Genomic DNA, 21,592 nt, shown 5'->3' on the forward strand with positions numbered 1-21,592 from the left:
GATTATACTATCGCTCAATTGCATACAATATGCGGTTGTGATTATTGCAGATAAGTAAAACTCTACTTGTGAAATCAAAAAATAAGAGCCTGAACATCGGGATAATTGGCGGTGGGCCAAGCGCTATGTTCTTGTATAAACGATTGGTGGAGACGGCTGACCCAACAATAAGCGTAACTATTTACGAAAAAGGTAATACCCTCGGGGCCGGTATGCCCTACAGCACAGCCGGTGCCAACGATGAGCATGTTACCAACGTATCTGGTAATGAAATACCCGAATTGGTTACTTCGGTGTCTGACTGGATATGTACGGTATCTAAAGATACGCTCGACAAGTTTAATATCGATCCGGCAAGGTTTAATGAATACAAGGTTTTGCCCCGGCTTTTGTTCGGCCAGTATTTAACCGCCCAGTTTGCCATGCTGTTGCAGCGGGCAAAGGAGATAGGAATGGAAACACAGGTTTATTATAACACCCCGGTTGCGGATGTAGCTAATATTCCGGAAAAAGAGCAAGTGCAGGTAATTACCTCGGTGGGAGATAAATTCATTCACGATGAGATTGCCATTTGCAGCGGCCACATCTGGCCTAAAAAACATGAGGGTAAAGTGCGCAGTTATTTTGATTCGCCTTACCCGCCTGCTAAGTTAACCTTTGCGGCCGATCATGAAATCGCCATCCGCGGATCGTCATTAACTGCTATTGACGCCATCCGAACCCTGTCACGCTACAATGGCAGTTTTGAAAAAGGCGAAGACGGAATGCCGGTTTATTCGGTTTATCCGGAAAGCCGAGGTTTTAAGATGGTGATGCATTCGCGAAACGGCCTGCTGCCCGCGGTGCGGTTCCATCTGGAGGATTCGCATTTGGGTAAGGAAACGGTGTTGAGCAAGGATGAGATTGAAGCCGTTCGCAAGGATAACGAAGGTTTTTTGCCGCTTGATTATGTGTTTCAAAAGAATTTCAAGGATGGTATCAGGCAAAATGATCCTGATTTTTACAAAAAAATCAAGGACATGCAAATGGAAGAGTTTGTTGACCTGATGATGGGCATGCGCGAGCGGCGGAACGCTTTTGAATTACTGCAGGCCGAATATGACGAGGCGGAAAAGTCAATTGAGAAGCGCGAATCTATTTACTGGAAGGAGATGCTGGGTATATTGAGTTTTGCCATGAATTATCCGGCTAAATATTTTTCGGCAGAAGACATGCTGCGGGTGCAGAAAACACTGATGCCGCTCATCTCCATAGTTATTGCTTACGTTCCGCAAAGTTCGGCTAACGAGATGCTGGCTTTGCATAAAGCAGGTGTGCTGGATATTATATCAGTAGGCGAGGACAGCAATGTGGAGCCCGACGACGCAGGTGGTGCCGCCATTACGTACACAGACGAGGACGGCGAACAAAAAACTAAACACTATAAAACTTTTGTGGACTGCATTGGCCAGCCACACCTGGCTTTTAAGGATATTCCTTACAAAAGTTTGATAGATGAGCGTATACTTACCCCTGCCAGGCTCAAATTCAGGGATGCTGAAGCCGGGCAAAAGGCGCTTGAAAAAGCGGACGGCAAGGTGCTGGCTGATGGCTCGGGTAATTACTATCTGAACGTGCCGGGTGTTGCCATTAATGATGATTTTCAGGCAGTTGACGGGTACGGTGCGCTTAACGAGCGTGTATATATTTTAGCGGTACCCTACATAGGCGGCTTCAACCCCGACTATTCAGGCCTTGATTTTGGGGAGGCGGCATCTTTATTAGTAAAAAATGCCATGCTAAGGTAATGGTGGCACAGCTATTGTAAAACATTTATCCAAACATCTAAAAACTATGGAAACGACAGAAAAATTAAATGACGTATTAAACGATTTGATCGAAATCAATAACGACCGTATAGCCGGTTTTGAGAAAGCTATTGCTGATATCAACGATGAAAATATCGACCTGAAAGAGTTATTTCAGACTTATGCTGCGCAAAGCCGCAAATTTAGCCAGGAGCTTACCGCCCTTACTGCCGCACGTGGTGGTGATGTTGAAACCGGTAACAGCGTAAGCGGTACTTTACACCGAGCCTGGATCGATGTAAAATCGTTATTTGGCGGTACCGACCGTGCAAGTATACTTAGTGAAGCTGAAAGAGGTGAGGATGCTATTAAAAAAGCGTATACAACCGCACTTACTGAAGGTGGCCTGAGCGGTGAAGCTTTGCAAACCGTAACTGCACAATCACAAGATATTAATGCTGCCCACGATAGCATTAAAGCACTGCGTGATGCTGCGAAATAATATCAAACTGATAGATATTAATAAAAATGCCCGGCAAAATCCGGGTATTTTTGGTTAAAAATATAGGCTACTGCTGTTGAGTAAGCATTTGATTATAGGTATTAACTGCGCACTAACTGTAAAAATGCTTCCGGGTTGTAAAAATGAAAAGATTTCATTGTGTTATAAATGATTAAACAGCCTGCTTATTTTGCAGGGTGTCTCTAAGTTCCTGTAGCTCTTGCTCATAAGCGCGCATGCGGGCGTGTAGTATATCCACCTCTGTGCGCAGCATTTGTATCTCGGTAATGAGCTTTGCGCCGTCGGGCTTGTTTATTTTTTTGTCGCCCGTGCCCAAAATGAGCCATTCAGGTGAGTATTTTAAGGTAAAGCAAAGTTTGCTGATGAGGTAGTAGCTCATGTCCTGCTTGCGATTGATCACTTTGCTGATGAAGCCCTGGTCAACCCCAATGGCCGCCGCAAGCCCAACCTGCCCGCCGTGATCTTTAACAATAACCTTAAGCCGTTTAACTATACCGTCATCAATCATGATGATGCAAGTATAAACAATTTGATAATGAGGCCAAGGTTAATAAAAAGTTTTTCTGGTGGTTTAAACCTTAACGTTGGCGTGTTTTTTTATGTAGTTAAGTATCAGGTCGAGCTTGTGCGCGTATTCGGGCAGGGGCATTTTGCCGCTGTTATAATCGCGCATGGTTTCGTCGAGCTTTTGGCTCACCTTTTGGTAAAGCGCTGCATTGGCACCCCGTATAGCTGTTAAGGTTTGCTGTACTTTGGTGAGTTTTGACGCAGTAGCCTGTTTCATAAACAGCGGGTCAACGTCCCGGCTTTGCTTTAATACATTGCCAAACTTTTTACGCTGCCGTATCTCAAATATCAGTATCAGCAATAAAATAACAACGCCGCCGTAGGCGTAAGGTAATAACTCACTCATTTTAAAACAGGGGTGCTTTATTACGTTTACGATTAAAGCGGCGTCGTGGTTTTACACCGTGCGGGATTTTTTAAACAGCCTGATGGATATCTTTCTCGTAGCAGTAAAAACTCAATCCGGGCTTATGGGCGAGGCTTATTTCGCCAACGTTTTTATAACCGGCTTTAATGAGCAGGCGTTGCATAGCTGCATTGCTGGTATTGGTATCGGCGCGGGCTTTTGTCAAAGCATTTCGGCGGGCAACCTCATCGGCGTGATCAAGCAGTGCTACTGCAATACCCAAACCCTGAAAGCGCGGACTAACCGCCATGCGGTGTGTAACCACGGCAGGTATATTAATGTCAATATCTGCCTGGGCGTAATCAGGCTCCGGGGCGGTTGTTATAGCGGTTACACCGGCTATCCGTCCGTTGTGTTCAGCAATCCATAGTTGTTTAAGTTCAATATCTTTTGTAAATACTTCAATGTTCGGGTAAGTATTGTTCCATTGCCGGTTGCCGGCCGCCTGCATAAGCGGTACAACTTCGGCAACTATCCGCATAATCTCCGGTATATCGGTAAGCATTGCTTCGCGTATGGTCATCCTTAATAATTAGCTGTTAATGATTATGTTTTTTGTGGATATCCTTTACCAGACATAGCTTTTTTATATCCGCAATTTTTATCGGGAACGGCGCGTACTTAAGCCGGCTGCCCACCATCTCGGTTGTATTGTCTGAGTGTGCTATCACTTCATCAGGTTCATCGCCGGCCAGCAGGCGTTTATACATACGGTAATCGCCCCATTCAATATAGTAAACCTCTCCGGGCAAGATCTTCATGTCATGTATAACCTTCAGGGCTACCCAGCAGCCATTTTCCAGGTAAGGGTACATGCTATGCCCCCAAACTGGCAAGGCGAAGTCGCAATCTTCAATGCCCGGAAAATTCATGTGCCCTACCGGGTTACTGTCGTTTATGTCATTATAAACTTCAACACCCGTAGCGGTGGCAATAACCTCGTACATCGGTATGCCTTCAAAAGTTTTTCGCGTGGGTGCAGGTAAACTGCTGTTTTCTTTATTCTTTATCGGTGAAAGATGTTCTTGGTATATTTCTTTAAATAGTTTTAGTTTTTCTGGATCAATATTTTGCCTGCTTTTTACAATCTCTGTAATTGTGCTGGCCGAGTTGTAGCCAAGCGCTTCCGCAAGCTGGGTGTTATTATAAAAAGCCTTGCCCCGTAACTGTGTATACAGTATGATGAACTCCAAAGTTTCGGGGCGGATGGTTTTAATTTTATTGGGTTTTGCAGATTGATCCATAAAGAAAATATTTATAAATATTCTTGATTTAAATACAGAAATATCTTTATATTTGTTTCGTTGATTGATGCTAAGCTAAGAGAAAATATTTGAACTGCAAAGTGTCCTATCAAGAATTTACAGTAATTAAAGAATTGCAGCATGTATATCGCCTACTTATCACCGGATTTTATTGCGGCTCAAGCCTGTAACATACAGCAGCCGGATATTACACCCGAAGACCTGACCATCTACAACGCGCGTATTGATGGTTATTCAGCGGCTTGTGCTAAGCTGAGCGAGGAGATTGCTGCAATTCAACGTTACCTGCCAGGCTGGCTTCCGGAACGGCCCGGCATCATATAACCAATTAACCGCCCCGTAAAGGGCAGTCATCAAATTAATGTCTAATCCCTGTAGCTGCTGCATGCCGCTACCGATTTAAACAAAGCTCCCCCTAAAGGGGGTTGGGGGGCATATGTCATGATCAAATTATCGCAAAAACTAAAACAGCAGCTATGGTGGTTAATTATTTCAGTTGATTATAACTATAGCCGGATTGCCATTGCAGACAACGACCTGAATGATGAAAATATAACCCTGTGGCTTGAAGATAAGCAGGATTATAAAAACACGCTCGACGAATGCCTACGCATTGACCTGCCCATAGCGCGCTTTGCCCGCCTGATAAAAAGCGAAGGCTTTAATAGTTACGAAGGCACCAAAATGCACGCAAAGAAAGGCTACCTATATAAAGCGCGCATTGAAATAAATGAGCCGCTTACCTGGTACCGCGATGATGCTACCGTAACCGAACAGCTATGGGCGCGTGAGGCTTTGCTTAAAGCTATACTCACGCAGTTGGTTGAAAATGAGGTTTATGATGGTGTTTAGTTACGCAGTGGCATAGTATATGTTTTATATAGTTTAAACTTATACATTATGGAAACGAGATACATCAATACGCAAAACCCGGAAATAAAAACAAGACAGGGAAGCAATTTTTGGGAGGTGATAAAGCCTTTCGCAAAATTTGGTTTAAAAAGTTTGGGTATTATGGCCGGGGCAATGTGGGCCATTATCAAGATCATTCCCAAACCGTCAGAATTTAAACCGGAAAAAAAGCCCTATTAGTGGCATTATTAGCCACTTTGGGTAATAAGTCTACATAGTTTGGTTGTAAGAGTGTGAGTATTTAGATACGCCAAATAATAATGATTTTTTTATTAACAATCTGATTTTAAATTATTTAATTAAAAGTTAGTATCGATTAAATTGTATTTGGCAAGGTGTAGAGTAAAGAGTGGTAACCTTCTTGTATAGTAATCAGTAATTGTTTGGTATTTTAAAATTTAAATCTGAAAACTATGAAAAAGCTATTAAGCGTGCTGGTATTATCAGCCTTTACTTTAGGTTCATTCGCTCAAACCGCTCCTAAAGACTCTACAAAAAGCACAACCAAAACAGACACAGTTAAAAAAGACACTACCAAAAAGAACAAGAAATAATCTGTCTTTTTTAGTCGATATAAATACGACCTTTTGTCTGGACAAAAGTAAAAACCCACTGTATATTTGCAGTGGGTTTTTATTTTTTATGCCTTTTTACAAGTTTACAGAGGCGCCAACTTCATATACTTCATGGAATTTAATGCCCTGCTTTTCAAAATGTTTTTTATAGTTGGCATACCGCTGTTGAATAAAAAAATCTCGCGCGTAGCCATCATGTACCGGTAATATTTGTTTGGGCTGCATCTTATCGGCAAAGGCGGCAATGCCACGTTCGGTAGCAAATGGCGCCGTGGTTATCATCAATAATAATTCAATTCCTTTATAGCCAATTAGTTCATCGCTCAATGTGTCAACCGGGTAAAGCACCTTATTGTTGATCACGAACGCTGTCATTTGTGGTGTCGGATTATCCAGCAATGCCTCATGCGTAACCGGCACTGCGTTTAATATAAACGGGCCGATATTAATTTCACCTTCTTCAATTAATATAAACGTTAAGCCTGCTTTAGTAAGTTGCTCGCCCACCTGGCTGTTGGTATACAGTTGGGCATCGGTAACAGCTAAAATGCTTTGGGTGATCTCCAAGTCAAAATGATCGGGATGGATGTGGGTAATTACAATGCTGTTTACGCCCTTAAACATGTCGGCGGTTACGCGCTCTTCGGTAAAGGAGAATTGGCCGGGGTCGAACAATAATTTATGCCCATCAAACTCAAACAGCAGGCAGGAGTGCAGGTATTTACTAATTTTCATGGTGTGGCTATTTATAAAGTTCCTGTTCGTCGGTATAATAAGTTTTGCGTGTTCCGGCTTTTATTTTGATCTCGGCACCGTCAGGACTATGCGTTTTCCTGGGATTATGGATCAGCATAAAATCTCTAACCTCGCCGTTTATAATATCCGGGTGGGTTTTCCGTATCTGCTTTTCGGCATCCGTCAAAACATTTTTGATGGCTTTAGCCAATGCTTTAACTTTATCAGCGGGTATTTTGTTACTCGCCGAAAATGGTGAAATGCGTGCATGCCATAATATTTCATCTGCATAAGCATTACCTATTCCCCTGATCATCTTTTGATCCAGCAAAACGTTCTTAACAGCCGACTTGGTTTTACCAAGCAATTCTTCACAGTAGGCTTCGTCCGCCTCTTTCGCCAGCGCGTCTAAAGCGTCCTTTGGCTCAGGGTTTAGGGTGGTGGTTGCCGCTTTCTGAAAATCTGTAAGGGTTAGGCCGGTGCCATCGGTAAATAGTATTTCAATCAACGGGTATTTGTTGGCGTTTTTGCCTTCAAATAAAAACAGCTTGCCGTGCAGCATCATGTGCAGGCCAAGCACATCGCCTTTTGAAAATTGAATGTGCAATTCTTTACCATCGCGATAAACTGCCGTTACTTTTTGATGCTGAAGGGTATCATTCAATTCTTCGGCGCTAACATTCAGTTTGCCGCCATGTGTAATAACCTGTTTTACGGTTTTACCTTTTAGCTTTTTGTTGAGATTGTGGCTGAATGCCTGCAGGTCGGGTAATTCGGGCATAATGGTGAAATTTATCTGTAAAAAACAAAGGCGCTGAAATTATGTTCAGCGCCTTTAATGTTTATATAATATCGATTAGAAATCAGAATATAAGTTGCGGAACGAGCTGCGCAACCCAATGCTGAGCATTGCTGTGTTTGAGGTGCCTAAACGGTTGCTGCGCTGGCGATAGATGCCGCCAACTTCCAGTTTTAAGTTATAACGCGGGTTGAGTATAAAGCCCACAGTACCCTCAGCATATTTTAGGGTGGTGTTGATGCCCTGGCCGGTTTCGGTGCCCGGTATCAGGTCGCCGTTGAAACCGCGTAATATGTTTTTACCGAAGTTATCATCGGTGCCGGCTTCGTCAACACCGTATTTAGCATATATCATTTTACCTTGCAGGTCAAAACGGCCAACGGAATAGTTGATAATACCCAACGCCTCTTTAAAATTAGCGCCGAAAGGATGTGCCAGCGGTTCGCTGAAGGCGGTATAGCCGCTCATGCGCTGGGCTCCGGTATACATATAGGGCTGGGCGGTATTGTACTCGGCCAAATAATTCAAATTTTGAATGCCAAACAGGTCGGCACCGCGAACACCTGCCTGCCAGCCTTTGCTGGTTATCGCCTTGCCTTCGCGGCCCTGCACACGGTCGAGCACCAACTGGGCGTAAACGGCATGCTTGTTAAGGAATTTATATTTACCGTTAAACCCAGCTATGGAGTTGCCCGGCTGGCCTGATGGCCCAATTGAGCTGGCGAAGAATACCGGGTTAATAAAGTTTACATCAAAACCACGGCGGTTGCCTTCATCATCAGCTTCGGATGCTATGTAGGCGTTGAAAAACCCTAACGACGCACGCTTGCTGATGGTCCAGTCGATGTAATGGAACGCGGCCCACTTGCGGCGGTTATCGCCATAGGTATCAAACTTAGGCGCCTGCCTGTCCTGCATGTAAGCCCACATGGCGGTATACTGCACCGGGCCCAGCGTTAATGTACCGCGAAAGAAGGGGTAATTAGTGGCGTAATCCGAAAGCAGCAGCGAGCGGTAGCCATCACCTATAAAATTTTTATCCTGGCCTAAAGTAAAATTCAGCTGCTTGATGGGCGTGTATGATATTACGGCGGTTACGTACGACCAATCTTTGGTTTGTTCCAACCCACCCTTACGGTCATACGCCTGGCCGGGTATCATACGGGTTGAGCGTACATACTCGTCAATATACGGCGCAAAGCGTCCCTGGTTTTCAAAACCGCTGGTGTAAAAGGAGAATTTGGTGCCTATGGTACCGCCAAATTGAAAACCGCGGGTGTTAAGCCAGGTGCTTTCCTTGCTTTTAAAGTCGCGGCCTATGGCAAGGTCGGGCAGGTAATCAGCATAAAATGTATAATCGGCTTTGCGTACATCAAACAAATGCTCCCTGAAGAGTTTGCGGTAAACCCATCCCCTGCGGTTAGTATCGGCGCCATAGTTCATCAGCGAATCATACCTTGCGGTAAGCGAGCTATCAATCAGCAGCGGTTTAAAGGCCGTGTGTATATCGTTTGATGTGGAGTACACATCAGCATTAAATTTTTGATAGAACTGGTACTGATAGGGGAGCTGAACTGATTGCGCGCGCGCAAATGTTGCACACAGTAACGCACCGGCCGTGGCCAATATCAGTTTACAGCGTTTAGCAGCGTAGATGTTTTGCATTTACAGTAATTATGGTACAAGATATAAATTATCTACGCAGTAACGTATAAAAAGGTAATGGGTTTTTTACAATTGTATTTAGCATAAATTAACACCTCCTGTTAAAAAAAGTTAATGCCTGTGGTACTCCCTATAAAAAGCGGATATTTACGGCATTGAAGAAACTTTTACATCACTCCACCATGCCTTATAATAAAATTAATAACCTGCTGGGTTGGCTGTGCTTTACAATAGCCGCTATTACCTACACGCTCACCCTCGAGCAATCAGTAAGCTTTTGGGATTGCGGCGAATTCATCTCTTGCGCTTATCGTTTGCAGGTATCGCACCAGCCGGGTTATCCGCTTTTCGCCATGATCGGTAAGGTGTTCTCCCTGCTGTCTTTTGGTGATCGTACCAAGGTGGCGTACTTTACCAATCTCTGCTCGGCCATTGCAAGCGCAGCCACGGTTATGTTTTTATTTTGGACGATAACTGCGTTAGCTAAAAAGCTAACCGCCAAAACCTATACGGATGCCATGCCGCGCCAAAGGCTCATCAGCATAATGGGAGCCGGACTGGTGGGGGCGCTGGCCTTCGCCTTTTCTGATACGTTTTGGTTTTCAGCGGTCGAAACTATCGTGTTTGCCCTGTCGGCGTTATGTATCGCCTTGGTATTCTGGGCCATATTAAAGTGGGATGCCCACGCCGATGAAGCCGGTGCCGATCGCTGGCTGGTGTTCATTGCTTATGTAATGGGATTATCTATCGGTATACACCTGCTTAACCTGCTTACCATACCGGCACTAACCATGGTGTATTACTTCAGGCGGTATAAAAACGTCACCTTTAAAAAAGCCTTTGTGGTGTTTTTATTAGGCGTTACGCTGCTGGCCTTTGTGCAGTATGGCATTATTCAGTACACGGTTAAGTTTGCCGGCTGGTTCGATTTCTTTTTCGTAAACTCCCTGGGCTTGGGCTTTAACAGCGGCGCTATCGTGTTTTTTATTATATTGATAAGTGCAATTGTATGGGGGATTTTGTACAGCATCAAACACAAAAAATATTTCGTGCATCTGGCGCTGATGTGCCTCTCCTTTTTGTACCTGGGCTACAGCTGTTTTATGTATGTGCCTATAAGGGCAACAGCTAACCCGACACTAAACAATACCCATCCCGATAACGCATTTACCTTAGCCAGCTACCTTAACCGCGATCAGTATTCGCCAAGCCCGCTGCTGTACGGCCCGTATTTTGACGGTAAGCCAATCGACCAAAAAAATGGCGCGGCACGCTACCGCAAGGGCGAAACAAAATATGAGAAAACGGGCTACAAGCAAAGGCTGGTTTACGATCATAACACCTTCTTTCCGCGCATGTTTAGCGATGACGGCGACGATCCGCAGTTTTACCGCCAGTGGATGCAGATGGATGAAGGCCACACGCCGAATTTTATTGATAACATGGGCTTTATGTTCAGCTGGCAGATATACCAGATGTACGCCCGCTACTTTTTATGGAATTTTGTTGGCCGGTATAATGATATGGACGGTCAGCAGAGCATGACCTCATTAGATGGTAACTGGACAAGCGGTATATTAGACGGCGGCAAGCATCTGCCTAAATCAGTAACCGAAAGCCCGTCGTACGCGCCTTTATACGGCCTGCCGCTTATCATCGGGTTGCTGGGCATGTATTACCATTTTAAGCGCCGCCGGCGCGATGCCCTGGTGATTGCCCTTTTGTGGTTTTTTACCGGTATTGCGATTGTGCTATATGTCAATCAGCCATCCATACAGCCGCGCGAGCGCGATTACTCCTACGTAGGCTCATTCTATGCTTTCGCCATTTGGATAGGTTTGGGCGTGGTGGCCATCAGCGAGATGTTGCAGCAGCGTTTTAAACTAAAACAAGCATCGGTATTGGCAATGGCGCTTTGCCTGCTTTGTGCCCCGGTACTAATGGCTGCAAAAGAATGGCGCGGGCACGACCGTTCAACCAAACTTACCGCGCACGATATGGCGTATAACTACCTGATATCATGCCCGCCCAACGCTATCTTGTTTAATTATGGCGATAACGATACCTACTCATTATGGTACGCGCAGGAGGTAGAGAACATCAGGCCCGATGTGCGCCTGGTTAACCTGAGCCTGTTTACCAGCGACTGGTTAATTAAGCAAATGCAGCACAAGGTGAACGAGTCGGCACCGCTACCTATTACCATGCCTTTTGATAAGTATAAAGAAGGCGTGCGCGATGTGATCTATTATAACGATGAGCACATCCCGGGGCATGTTGAGGTTAAGGAAGTATTTGATTTTATCACATCTGACGATCCAAGCACGCATGTGGAATATCAGAGCGGCATGGTATCTAATTATCTGCCTACAAAAAACTTTAAGATAACCGTAAAGCCTGACGACGTTATCAAAAACAAGGTTTTAACGGCCGGTCAAACTAAAAACATGGCTGATAGCCTTACCTGGCAGTATAACTCAAACCTGATTATAAAAAACAACCTGGCCATGCTGGATATACTGGCTCATAACAACTGGAAACGGCCAATATGTTTCACCGTTACCGCCGGTACGCGTAACATGATAGGTTTGGATGATTATATGTACCGCGAGGGATTTACTTACCGCCTGTTACCGTTAAAGCCTGATACCTCGCTGCAGGATCAGAGTGCCAAAGTGAATACCGCGGTGATGTTTGATAACGTGATGAATAAGTTCAGATTCGGAAACTTTAAACACGCGCGGTTTTTGGATGAGCAATCGGTAACGATGTTTTACCCTGCGTTAACTACTACATTTTTAACCCTGGCCGATGGCCTGATTGCCGAGGGTAAAACAGATAAGGCACGTAAGGTGCTCAACCGGTTTGACGAGGTGATGCCAAACCTGAATCCGTTTGTGGATGTGGCCAACCGTAAATCGCACATGGCGGAGATGGCTTATCATGTAGGTGATGTTAAGTTAGGTAATAAGCTTACTGGTGATATCTATGATTACCTTACAGATGAACTAAATCACAATGCCTCCGTTTACGATGACAGCCCCGGCCGGGTTGACTTGCGGATGGTGAATTTTGGCGTTTACATTTTGCAGAATATGGTGCGCTATACTAAAGCTGCCCACCAGGATGCGCTTACCGCGAAGATGGAAAAACAACTTAAGATCTACGAGCGAAAATTCGCGGCCGTACTTCAACCGGTAGAATAATAAAAGCAAAAGCAGGTAGTGATTTGCACTGCCCGCTTTCCATATTTTTTAATTTTGCCTTACAGGATTTCTGCCAGTTCGCCAAAGCTTGATATGGTGGCTACCTGTCCGCGCTCCACCTTGCCGAAGCCGTAGTTGCAAAAAATAAACGGAACACCCGCTTTAACGGTGGCTTCGTAATCGCCTTGTGTATCGCCTACGTAAACCGTCGCTTTCAGCCCAAAGTCATTTACTACGTCCACTATATTTTCGGCTTTTGGCTGGCCCTTGGTGCCGTAACACTGAAATCCCTCAAAATAATCGCGCAGTTTGCTGTGGTTAAAAAAGGTTTCGGCATAACCGTTCTGGCAATTACTTACAATAAACAGGCGATAACGCGCCTTCAGGTATTGCAGGGTTTCTTCCAGTTGCGGGTAAAGTTCGCCGCCAAGCTCATTAAGTATTTCCAGTTCAGTTACCGAGCAATGCGCCTTAAACTCGTTACGTTTTTCATCATCCAGGTAAGGCAACAGCTTAACAAATATGGCATCGTAAGCCATACCGGTAATGGAGCGAACGTCTGCCTGGGTAATATCATCTTTTATAAAATCAACCTTTTGCTTGGCCGTTTGCCAGGCCACGGCTACGTTAGCGGTGCTATCCCAAAGGGTGCCGTCGAGGTCAAAAATTATGCTGTCGTATTTATTTTTCAATGATGCTGAAGTATCTGCCATAGGTTGGCAAAGGTAATAAAAGCAAGGGTGCTTATTGTCTGAAAAATGCAATGGTGTTGTTGATGCATTTTGTCATTCGACGAGGAAAAAATGACAACTTTCGATTGATTACTATCTTGTCATATCGAGCGATAGCGAGATATCTGCCTGCGTTCATAATCAGACGACAGATTTTTCGTTGTACCTTGTTCAAAATGACCACTTTTTTCTTTTCAAGTCCTCCCACTCGGGGAGGATTTAGGAGGGGTCAAACAAGCGTAGGCCTGCCGGAAAACCGGGCCGGGGGTATAGCCTGTGCGGCTGAAGGTTTTTTCCGGCTTGATGTTTGGTTACTTTGTATCTAAGATAAAGTAACTGGCCTCTGCGGTCAAGAGCAGACTGACAATGGTAATAGCATTAGCTCTTGATCTTCGCAGTACCATTCGTAAAAGCACAGTTTATTACCTGTCCTGAATTTCTTTTGAGCGATCAAAAGAAGCAAAAATCGCCGGCTTTTTAATTTTCTATTAAAGGCAATGCATCATCAGTGCTACCCGAAAATTAAGAGGCCGGTATTATGATTATTAGCGGTTTGTGCCTTTGTTTGATCGTTATTTGTATAGTCAGTTAAAGATTTTTTGATTTACCCTTTCTTCAACGTCAGCACCGTAATTTCCGGCCAAATACCCAGTCTGCCGGTGAAAGCCAGGAAGCCGAAGCCGCGGTTGACGTACAATTTGCGGTCGTGCTGTTTGGCAAAGCCTGCCCATTGCAGGTAGCGGTATTTAACCGGGCTCCAGCGGAAGCCGGGCGCCTCGATACCAAACTGCGCCCCATGCGTATGTCCCGAAAGGGTTAAATGTACCGGGTTTTCGTGATAACGCACTACATGTTCCCAGTGGGTTGGGTCGTGGGAGAGAAGTACTTTGAAATCATCTTTGCTCAAATCCTTAAGCGCCTTATCCAAATCACCCACCTTTATAAAATCATGCCCCCAGTTTTGTACACCTACAAGGTGCAGCTTTTGTCCGTCCTTTTCAAGGGTAATGTTTTCGTCCAGCATCAGGCGGAAGCCCATTTCTTTATGATGCTGTTTTAGGGTATCCAGGTTTTCTTCTTTAGCTTTCGGGCTGTCCCACTGTATGTAATCCGCATAATCATGATTACCCAAAATAGAGTATTGGCCATATTTAGCTTTGATTTTGCCAAAGCGGCCAATGTAAGGCTCAATCTCGTTAGCAGTATTATTTACTAAGTCCCCGGTGAAAACAAACAGGTCGCTGTTTAACTCAATTACTTTATCAATGCCTTTTTGCACAGCATCAGCGTTATCAAAACTGCCTGCATGAATATCAGATAGCTGCGTGATGGTAAAGCCGTCAAACGCTTCAGGCAGACCCTTAAAATAAACGTTATGGCGATGTACCTTATAATCGTACTTGCCCTTAAACATGGCGTAGAAAAACCCGCTGAACGGTAGCGCCGCTAACAGCACCGCTATTTCGCTGATGAATTTGCGCCTTTCGGGGAAGTACGGCCGGCTCTGTTCGATACCTGTTTTACCTGCGTTAGAGGCTATACCCACCACAAAACGACCAAGGTCGCCAAGCGACAGTACCATTACAAACACTATTTTACTCACAAAAAAGGCCATAAACACACTAAGCGACCACATGTGGAACTGGGATAGCCCGCGGGAAGTGTCGGTAAATGAAATACCGATCACAAAAGTGAGCGTTACACCGATGGACAATATCAGGAAGGTTGATAGCAAAGCCACGCGCCAGCGCGATTGCCAATCGGCAGACAGGGTGCGTAAACCTGAAAATACATACCAGTCAAGCAATAAACTTATTGCCGCGAATATTAGAAAGAAAAGAAAAAAGCCGCCTCTACGCATATAATATATTTAACGCAATTTACCTAAGCATTAGTAATTAAAGCGTAAAAATAGTTGCGTATTACGCTGTTAATGTACGCTTAACAAAAAACGAGCCCCGCTGTTTAAAGCGGAGCTCGTTTTTAAAAGGGGTTTTCAACAGTTAGTATGATTAATGGCGGTGATGACGGCCATGTTTATAGTGCCCCCAGGCATGGCCACGACCAGGGCCATAGTATTTAACTGCACGGTAGCGTACCGGGCGTTCGTAAATAACGGTACGAGGAGCGTAAACCACTGCCGGCCTACGGTAATATACCGGCCTTTCAACAACAACCGGGCGCGGGTGGTAAACTATAGGGCGTTCATACACCACCGGGCGTTCGTAAACTACCGGCGGAGCGTAATATCTAACAGGTGTGCCAAAATTTGCACTAACGCTAACCTGAACCTGCGCGTTAGCTGCTGATACGGCTCCCAAGGTTAAAACAGCAATGGCAAATAATTTTAAAGTTTTCATCTCTCAAAGTTTTAGTTCAACATAAGTAAACAGCCGCCGGTCTCTTAAAAAAATATCAATCATTATCGGCAAAAATTATAAACCTGCCGACGGCTGTTTAAATATTAAACTCACTAAAAAGGCGAGGGTTTAATCAAATCCGTTTTTTACAACCTGGCGTTTTAATTTTTTTTGAGATAGTGGCGTTCGCTTATTGTGCTAATTATTTGATAATAAATGAAATGCTTGAATTGAAGCTATTGGGCGAAAAATTGAAAATTTTTTAATGCTGATGCATATGTTGTTCGTGATTATGCGGCAGATCTCCGGATAGTTCGGGGCGATATTTGGCGCCGGGGGTCATCCAGTAAAGTAAGATCAACCTTGAAAAGCGCAGGTTAAACGGAGCCAGCACAAGTATGGAGCCGAGCAGCAAACCCAGGTATAGCCACGGCGACTCAGAGCCGGTTAGTATAATGGTTGCCACGGTTATGGTAACCATCTCTGCAACGTTCATGGCATAGCTTACATACATGGCCACGTAAAAATATCCCGGTTCGCGTTCAAAGGTAAGCCCGCAGTGGGGGCATCTTTGATACATGTTTTGGCCGGTAAGGTTATACATGCTGTTGGCAAACATGTTACCACGGCGGCATCTCGGGCATTTAGCTTTTAAAAATGCGCCAAACTGAGGTATATATTTAGTATCGTTTTTTGATGTTTGGGTTGCCATGGTATCTAGTTTTTAAAGTTTTTACGAAATTCTTCGGGTGTTAGGCCGGCTTGTTTTTTAAAAAAACGGGTAAAGTATGAGTTGTCAGCAAACCCAAGCCTGCCGCCAATATCGGCAACGGTAAGCTTGGGGTTAATCAGCATACGCTTAGCCTCCAATACTACCCTGTTACGTATTACCTCACCTGCGGATATACCCAGCATATCGTTACACAAAGCATTAAGGTGGTTAGGCGTAATGTACAGCATGGCCGCGTAATCTTTGGGTAGTTTAAGCATGTTGTAATGCTGCTCAATCAGCCGTTTAAAGTTAGCCAGCAGGGTTTTGTTATAGGTAGGCGTTGCGGCTTCGGCGTGTTTTTTATGCTCGCGTGCTACCAATGTAAAAATACGAATCATCGCTGTGCGTATCATATCAAAACGGTAGCGGTCGGTACCGGCGCCCTCGTTCACCACGTTTTCAAACAAGGCCTCAACAGTACTTTTTGTTTGTGGAGTAAGCTGTAATACCGCATCATCGGGGTTGCCGCTTAAAAAAGGTAACTGTTCCAGGTAATCCGGCCTGAGTAAATATGAGGTGAAAAATGCCTGCGAAAAATTGATGATATAACCGTCTATCTCCCCCTCAAAAAACCAGCTATGTACCTGGCCGGGCACCATAAAATATATCTGGCCGGGTTTTACGTCATAGGTTTCAAAGTCGATAACATGGGTGCCGCCGCCTTTAGTAAAGTATACCAAATGATAAAAGCTGTGCTTATGCGGAAAATGCAGCTTGTCGTGCTTTTTGAGGTAACCGGCAAAACGGTCAGCCAGCAAATCATGCTCCTGGTGGCCGCTCAATGTACAAATGTCATATATGGGGTAGCCGCTAATCATACTACAAAAGTAGCGGTTATATGCCACCTGCAATGGTGATAAATAACTAAGGTGTGGTACTTTTTACAGATAAGTAAAATGTTCCATTATTTTTTGATCTCCATTACCTGCATATTAAAGTCAATACCGGCCACAGGTATCTTCTCCCAGTCACTCGTTGCAGAATCTTTATGATAGGTACCGCCGTTAAACAAGCCGATAGAGAAAGCTGTTTCCATACCCGGCGAGGTCTTTAACCATTCTATGCTAACCAATATATCGCCGCTTACCTGAATGTCATAAGGTGCCAGATCGATAACCGGGCGTGATTTGCCTGGTGCCATTGCGCTGGTTATTTCCTGCTTAACCAGGTTTTCGCCAGCTTTTTCATCGGTAAACGGGTAAACGTTTACCTTAAAAGGCAGACTGTCCTGCTGGCGATTATCTACATTAAAAGTAAGCTTGAGCAGTTTTACAGGTTTTTTACCGGCTTTCATTTTTATGCCTACTTCGCCGCCTTTAACGGCGCCAAACGTGTTGTTTGATGAACCTGATCGTAATTTATTACCTATCGTTTTTATTTTCTGTGCTTGCGCTGATAAGGTAACAGAGACGATCAGCATCATCAAAAAGGTTTTAAAGAATAAAGTGGTATTGTAAGTTTTAAATTGCATTTTACCGGGTTTTTGGTTTGTACATCATCAAGACGATGTTAATTCTATGATGGTTGCAAATACAGCCATTTTTTTTGACATTTAATAAATAATCGGCCTAAACAAGTGCATGTGCACACTGTTGTTACATTAGTTAGATTATAAAGATCATGGCAAACTTTCAAGACATCATCGCATCAGATAAACCGGTGCTCATTGATTTTTCAGCCGAGTGGTGCGGCCCGTGTAAAATGATGCCGCCGATATTACAACAATTAAAAAACGCCATGGGCGAGAAGGTAACCATCATTAAAATTGATGTGGACAAGAATCCTTCGGTAGCCAATGCCTACAACATTCAAAGTGTGCCTACGCTGATGGTATTTAAAAACAGCGAAAGCAAATGGCGCCAGTCAGGCGTTGTACAGGCCAGCCAGCTGGAGCAGGTACTTAATCAGTTTATTTGATTAATTATCAGCGTTGTAATTAAACAGTTACTTAGCCTGCTTAAACCTTTGTAGGCAGCGTGCCTCTATTGTGTATAAAACTTACACAATATGAAAGCTAAATTCAATATGATACGCACTGACCTTTACAATGTATTGGTTGAGGGCAACGGCAACAAACAGCAAATGGCAAGGGTGTTTTTTTTGTTGTTTGTGCCGTTATATACACTTTACGCATCCTTTGGTCACTTCAACTAAACCTCAATAACAGTTTAATTTGTTTTAATTACCCGTTTAACTACCGTTTTATCATCCTGTTTAATCATCACCAGGCAAACACCTAAGGGCATTTTACTGATGTCAATAGTCTGCGAAAAGTCGCTACCTGTCTTATTAAATTCATGATTACTGTACACTCTTCCGCTAACGGCATCGGCAAGGCTGATATTTACCTTGTTGTTGCTGTTGTTGCTAAAGCTTACGTTTACATAATTAACCGACGGATTGGGAAACAGGTTAATCGTATAGCCCTGTTGAGTGACTGCAGTATCAGGTTTAGATGCGGCGCCAATTCCCTGTTTTAACGACATAAGCGCGTTACCCGTAACGTTAGGTTTAGGTACCGGAACCACAAAAATCGGTGTTTCGCTGATGTTCAGGATGCACTGCCCATTGGTTATTTTACGCTTGGCGATACCGAGGCCGCCCGCCTGTGGTGTATAAATGCGCACTGAATCAACGCCGGGCAGGTTAAGCGTATCTTTACCGGTAAGGCCCTTTTCGTCGGGTATGTACAATACGTAGGCCGATTCGCCGTCTGCCTCGTAACGGTCAACCACCGGCTTGCTGCTTAACGATTCGGCATAAGTATATTTACCAAAAGCTTTGTTAAACTGATTGATGTATTCAGCGGCCAATTTACGCGAGCGGTTAGGGTTAAGCAGGCCCGACGAACTGTATTGCACCGGGCTTTCAATATTGTCATCATAAGCCTGGTAAAAAAACAGCCGTTCAACTCCACTGCGGGCGTACAAAAAAGCGGTGCGTAAAATCCAGTCGGCCTGGGTTTGCTCAATGGTTTTGTTGCCGATAGGAATGGCGCGTATCGGGCTGTTTGGGTGAACATCATAACCTGCCTCGGTAACCCAAACGGGCATATTGTTGCAATATTTTTTAGCGATGTTAACAAAGTCTCTGGCTTTTTGCAGGGTGTTGTTCACCTCAGGTGCCATGCCGCGTGTAGGTACCGAATTGGGTATCATCTCTGCATCGTGTGAGTACCAGTGATAGTTGATAATGTCCCAGCAAAGGTTTACGGAGCCGTCAGCCTTGTAGCCACGGTTTATGCGGCACCACTCAATCATGCCCATCACATACTCGGGGTTGGCCGATGCGAGGCCTCCCATTACTACCTTCATGTTCGGATCAGCATTTTTTACACCTACACCGGGGCCCATTGTATTTTTGTGCCCATCATAAAATGCTGATAAGTTGGCAGCATACTCATAGGCGGTTTGGTAGGCTTTGCGGCCTTTCCACCATTTATCGCGCTCGTTATCACACTCAATGTATTTAATATAGTTAAGGCCCACGCGCACGGTGTTGACCGGGTCGTCCGTCCAGCGGGGAGAGCTGTTAACCGATAGCAGACTTTTGTTTACAGAGCGGTTACCACCGTACCTTGCCGCGTATTGAAACGCCACCCGTGCCTGCTCGATATATGATTTTGGATCAGAATAGTTAGCGCCGAATTTTACCGGTATGTTTTCGGTATCGCGCTGATCCTCAGGGTACGATTGCAGCAGCCAGTTTGGTAAAGTTTTCAGGTCAGCCAGTACCATAATATTATTTTCGTAGCAGGCTTTATACATGGCGTCATAATTCCAGCCGCCGCTGTGGGTTGGGGCATAGGTAAAGCCACCCTGCTGTGATTCGAGTTTTTCCCAATCCATATAATGCCTGATTTGCGAGAAGGTGCGCATGGCCGCAAGACGCTTGCTTTCTACCACGAAAGGATTAACCGGATCCTCAAAATCCCACTCAAAGGCGTTAACTCCCATAAAATTTTTGAGCGGATAACCGGCGATTGCGGGATTTTCCGGGTCGGTAGGTTGCGATACAGGGGCAGAAGGGCCAGCGGTGTAATTACCGTAAAACTCAATCTCGGTAGGGAACTGGTACCAGCAGTTAAGCACGATATATTTTACGTTGGTAGCAATGGTATCCAGCAAAAACTGGTCGGCGCGTTCAGGGTAGGGGCCAACCCAACGGTTCCAGTATCCGCCACGGTAAGTACCGATGGTTTTGCGTTGCCCCAGGCTATCAATTACGGATACGGTTAACGGGTAGTCGCCAAGGCCACCGGTGTAGTTAAAAAACTTTAGCTTGGCAATATCAATATGCTGCCCTTCAGGCACCGGGTAATAAGCATCGTAATTATTAAATAATTTACCCCAGCCGGTAGTTACTTCGGCATCTGTAATACCGTCAAATAACCGGTTCAATCCGTCGCTTACATTATTTAACTGGTACCAGCGGCTTAGCTCTAAAGGTATTTTTACGTAGCCGTCGGCGGGTTCAGTAACGGGTGGATTACTTGGTGTAGTCGGGTTGCTGCCAATATTTTCGGCCACCAGCTCAATAGCGGGTGATGTTGCGCGGGTACTGTCTTCAACGCCGTAAGCAAATACCTTTTGCGGTATATTATTGCTGTATTTATGTACAATTATGGCATCAGCCTCAACTTCGGCAGGCAAATCAATGGTTTGAAAAATGCCATAAGCAGGCCCGGTAAAGTAGCCCAGCAGTGTGCGTTCGGTGCCGTTTAGCGCATATATCTCGGCGGGTTTATCTTCAAATACGCCCGTAAAATCGTACAGTTTTATTTGCGATATGCGGCTGTGGTATTTAAACCTCAGCATTACATCGGCATAAACAAAGTTGTTTTCCCAGGCTTCGGGCACAAGCACGTCAAGGCTGTCACTTAACCAGGCCGAATAATTTTGACCGGTATTTTTATTTGTCGATACGGATGATACCTGTATGCGCCCGGCAGTAATTTGGGCTGATACCGAAAGAGAAAATGAAAGCAATATTACGGTTAAAATTGCCTTTACATTTTTACAAGCAGAGAATACACACCAATTCATAACCAATACTTTATCTGGCGCCGGGCAAGCGTTTATGCCGGTTAGCCAATTATTAATTAGGGATATGCACTTATACGATGTTAAAACACAAAGGTTGTAGGATTTTATGATTGCGATAATTATTTTTTACAAGGTATTTTATATTGCTTACAAATTAATATTTGCTCATTGGTTCTTGTGCTCAAAATGCGTTAAATTGAATATCATCAATTTGTAATATAATACATGTTTAAACAAATGTTTT

The 21,592-nt window shown here is 44.5% G+C and carries 23 protein-coding genes; 9 read left to right on the forward strand and 14 right to left on the reverse strand.

Annotation, left to right across the window (positions count from 1 at the left end):
- The first annotated feature begins 68 nt into the window (after positions 1-68).
- Entirely contained in the window at positions 69-1,787 is a 1,719-nt protein-coding gene (locus ABD960_RS03385; protein WP_345329479.1) for an FAD/NAD(P)-binding protein, read from the forward strand.
- A gap of 46 nt (positions 1,788-1,833) precedes the next feature.
- Positions 1,834-2,289, forward strand: a complete 456-nt coding sequence (locus tag ABD960_RS03390) for a ferritin-like domain-containing protein (RefSeq protein WP_345329480.1) — start codon at positions 1,834-1,836, stop codon at positions 2,287-2,289.
- Positions 2,290-2,461: 172 nt separating this feature from the next.
- Here ABD960_RS03390 and ABD960_RS03395 read toward each other — a convergent pair whose 3' ends face one another.
- The 4 genes from ABD960_RS03395 to ABD960_RS03410 all read right to left on the reverse strand — a co-directional run bounded on the left by ABD960_RS03395 (position 2,462) and on the right by ABD960_RS03410 (position 4,527).
- Complete coding sequence (locus ABD960_RS03395; protein ID WP_345329481.1) at positions 2,462-2,818, reverse strand: helix-turn-helix transcriptional regulator; 357 nt, start codon at positions 2,816-2,818, stop codon at positions 2,462-2,464.
- A 63-nt stretch (positions 2,819-2,881) separates the two neighbouring features.
- The gene (locus ABD960_RS03400) at positions 2,882-3,223 is read right to left on the reverse strand and encodes a hypothetical protein (RefSeq protein WP_345329482.1); all 342 of its coding nucleotides are present in this window, start codon (positions 3,221-3,223) and stop codon (positions 2,882-2,884) included.
- Positions 3,224-3,293: 70 nt separating this feature from the next.
- Positions 3,294-3,806 (reverse strand): GNAT family N-acetyltransferase, encoded by a 513-nt coding sequence (locus ABD960_RS03405; RefSeq protein ID WP_345329483.1) that lies wholly within the window; start codon positions 3,804-3,806, stop codon positions 3,294-3,296.
- A gap of 16 nt (positions 3,807-3,822) precedes the next feature.
- Positions 3,823-4,527, reverse strand: coding sequence for a S24 family peptidase (locus ABD960_RS03410; RefSeq protein WP_345329484.1), 705 nt, complete (start codon positions 4,525-4,527; stop codon positions 3,823-3,825).
- A gap of 141 nt (positions 4,528-4,668) precedes the next feature.
- Here ABD960_RS03410 and ABD960_RS03415 point away from each other — a divergent pair, with 141 nt between their 5' ends.
- The 4 genes from ABD960_RS03415 to ABD960_RS03430 all read left to right on the forward strand — a co-directional run bounded on the left by ABD960_RS03415 (position 4,669) and on the right by ABD960_RS03430 (position 6,014).
- Positions 4,669-4,872: a hypothetical protein gene (locus ABD960_RS03415; protein ID WP_345329485.1), complete on the forward strand. Its 204-nt coding sequence runs from the start codon at positions 4,669-4,671 to the stop codon at positions 4,870-4,872.
- A gap of 117 nt (positions 4,873-4,989) precedes the next feature.
- Complete coding sequence (locus ABD960_RS03420) at positions 4,990-5,400, forward strand: hypothetical protein (protein ID WP_345329486.1); 411 nt, start codon at positions 4,990-4,992, stop codon at positions 5,398-5,400.
- A gap of 48 nt (positions 5,401-5,448) precedes the next feature.
- The gene (locus ABD960_RS03425) at positions 5,449-5,640 is read left to right on the forward strand and encodes a hypothetical protein (RefSeq protein WP_345329487.1); all 192 of its coding nucleotides are present in this window, start codon (positions 5,449-5,451) and stop codon (positions 5,638-5,640) included.
- A gap of 233 nt (positions 5,641-5,873) precedes the next feature.
- A complete protein-coding gene (locus tag ABD960_RS03430; RefSeq protein ID WP_232176741.1) occupies positions 5,874-6,014 on the forward strand; it encodes a hypothetical protein in 141 nt (46 codons plus the stop codon).
- 96 nt (positions 6,015-6,110) lie between these two features.
- Here the strand turns inward: ABD960_RS03430 and ABD960_RS03435 are convergent, their stop codons facing one another.
- The 3 genes from ABD960_RS03435 to ABD960_RS03445 all read right to left on the reverse strand — a co-directional run bounded on the left by ABD960_RS03435 (position 6,111) and on the right by ABD960_RS03445 (position 9,234).
- Complete coding sequence (locus tag ABD960_RS03435; protein ID WP_345329488.1) at positions 6,111-6,770, reverse strand: MBL fold metallo-hydrolase; 660 nt, start codon at positions 6,768-6,770, stop codon at positions 6,111-6,113.
- Between the two features lie 7 nt (positions 6,771-6,777).
- On the reverse strand, positions 6,778-7,551 hold the full coding sequence (locus ABD960_RS03440) for a DNA-formamidopyrimidine glycosylase family protein (protein WP_345329489.1): 774 nt from the start codon (positions 7,549-7,551) through the stop codon (positions 6,778-6,780).
- 75 nt (positions 7,552-7,626) lie between these two features.
- Positions 7,627-9,234: a capsule assembly Wzi family protein gene (locus ABD960_RS03445; RefSeq protein WP_345329490.1), complete on the reverse strand. Its 1,608-nt coding sequence runs from the start codon at positions 9,232-9,234 to the stop codon at positions 7,627-7,629.
- Positions 9,235-9,389: 155 nt separating this feature from the next.
- Here ABD960_RS03445 and ABD960_RS03450 point away from each other — a divergent pair, with 155 nt between their 5' ends.
- Positions 9,390-12,440, forward strand: a complete 3,051-nt coding sequence (locus ABD960_RS03450; RefSeq protein WP_345329491.1) for a glycosyltransferase family 117 protein — start codon at positions 9,390-9,392, stop codon at positions 12,438-12,440.
- 59 nt (positions 12,441-12,499) lie between these two features.
- Here ABD960_RS03450 and ABD960_RS03455 read toward each other — a convergent pair whose 3' ends face one another.
- The 6 genes from ABD960_RS03455 to ABD960_RS03480 all read right to left on the reverse strand — a co-directional run bounded on the left by ABD960_RS03455 (position 12,500) and on the right by ABD960_RS03480 (position 17,774).
- On the reverse strand, positions 12,500-13,153 hold the full coding sequence (locus ABD960_RS03455) for an HAD family hydrolase (protein ID WP_345329492.1): 654 nt from the start codon (positions 13,151-13,153) through the stop codon (positions 12,500-12,502).
- Positions 13,154-13,775: 622 nt separating this feature from the next.
- Entirely contained in the window at positions 13,776-15,032 is a 1,257-nt protein-coding gene (locus tag ABD960_RS03460) for a metallophosphoesterase (protein ID WP_345329494.1), read from the reverse strand.
- Between the two features lie 151 nt (positions 15,033-15,183).
- On the reverse strand, positions 15,184-15,531 hold the full coding sequence (locus ABD960_RS03465) for a hypothetical protein (RefSeq protein WP_345329495.1): 348 nt from the start codon (positions 15,529-15,531) through the stop codon (positions 15,184-15,186).
- A 262-nt stretch (positions 15,532-15,793) separates the two neighbouring features.
- Positions 15,794-16,243, reverse strand: a complete 450-nt coding sequence (locus ABD960_RS03470; protein ID WP_345329496.1) for a DUF983 domain-containing protein — start codon at positions 16,241-16,243, stop codon at positions 15,794-15,796.
- Between the two features lie 5 nt (positions 16,244-16,248).
- Entirely contained in the window at positions 16,249-17,121 is an 873-nt protein-coding gene (locus ABD960_RS03475; protein WP_345329497.1) for an AraC family transcriptional regulator, read from the reverse strand.
- Positions 17,122-17,207: 86 nt separating this feature from the next.
- Entirely contained in the window at positions 17,208-17,774 is a 567-nt protein-coding gene (locus ABD960_RS03480) for a hypothetical protein (RefSeq protein ID WP_345329498.1), read from the reverse strand.
- 149 nt (positions 17,775-17,923) lie between these two features.
- On the opposite strand from ABD960_RS03480, the gene trxA reads away from it, so the two are divergent.
- Together trxA and ABD960_RS03490 are read left to right on the forward strand one after the other, a co-directional pair.
- The gene (trxA, locus tag ABD960_RS03485) at positions 17,924-18,220 is read left to right on the forward strand and encodes a thioredoxin (protein WP_345329499.1); all 297 of its coding nucleotides are present in this window, start codon (positions 17,924-17,926) and stop codon (positions 18,218-18,220) included.
- 90 nt (positions 18,221-18,310) lie between these two features.
- Complete coding sequence (locus ABD960_RS03490) at positions 18,311-18,457, forward strand: hypothetical protein (RefSeq protein ID WP_345329500.1); 147 nt, start codon at positions 18,311-18,313, stop codon at positions 18,455-18,457.
- A gap of 14 nt (positions 18,458-18,471) precedes the next feature.
- Here ABD960_RS03490 and ABD960_RS03495 read toward each other — a convergent pair whose 3' ends face one another.
- Complete coding sequence (locus ABD960_RS03495) at positions 18,472-21,348, reverse strand: T9SS type A sorting domain-containing protein (RefSeq protein ID WP_345329501.1); 2,877 nt, start codon at positions 21,346-21,348, stop codon at positions 18,472-18,474.
- Positions 21,349-21,592 lie beyond the last annotated feature (244 nt).

The sequence above is a fragment of the Mucilaginibacter defluvii genome (genome assembly GCF_039543225.1).
Taxonomy (GTDB): domain Bacteria; phylum Bacteroidota; class Bacteroidia; order Sphingobacteriales; family Sphingobacteriaceae; genus Mucilaginibacter; species Mucilaginibacter defluvii.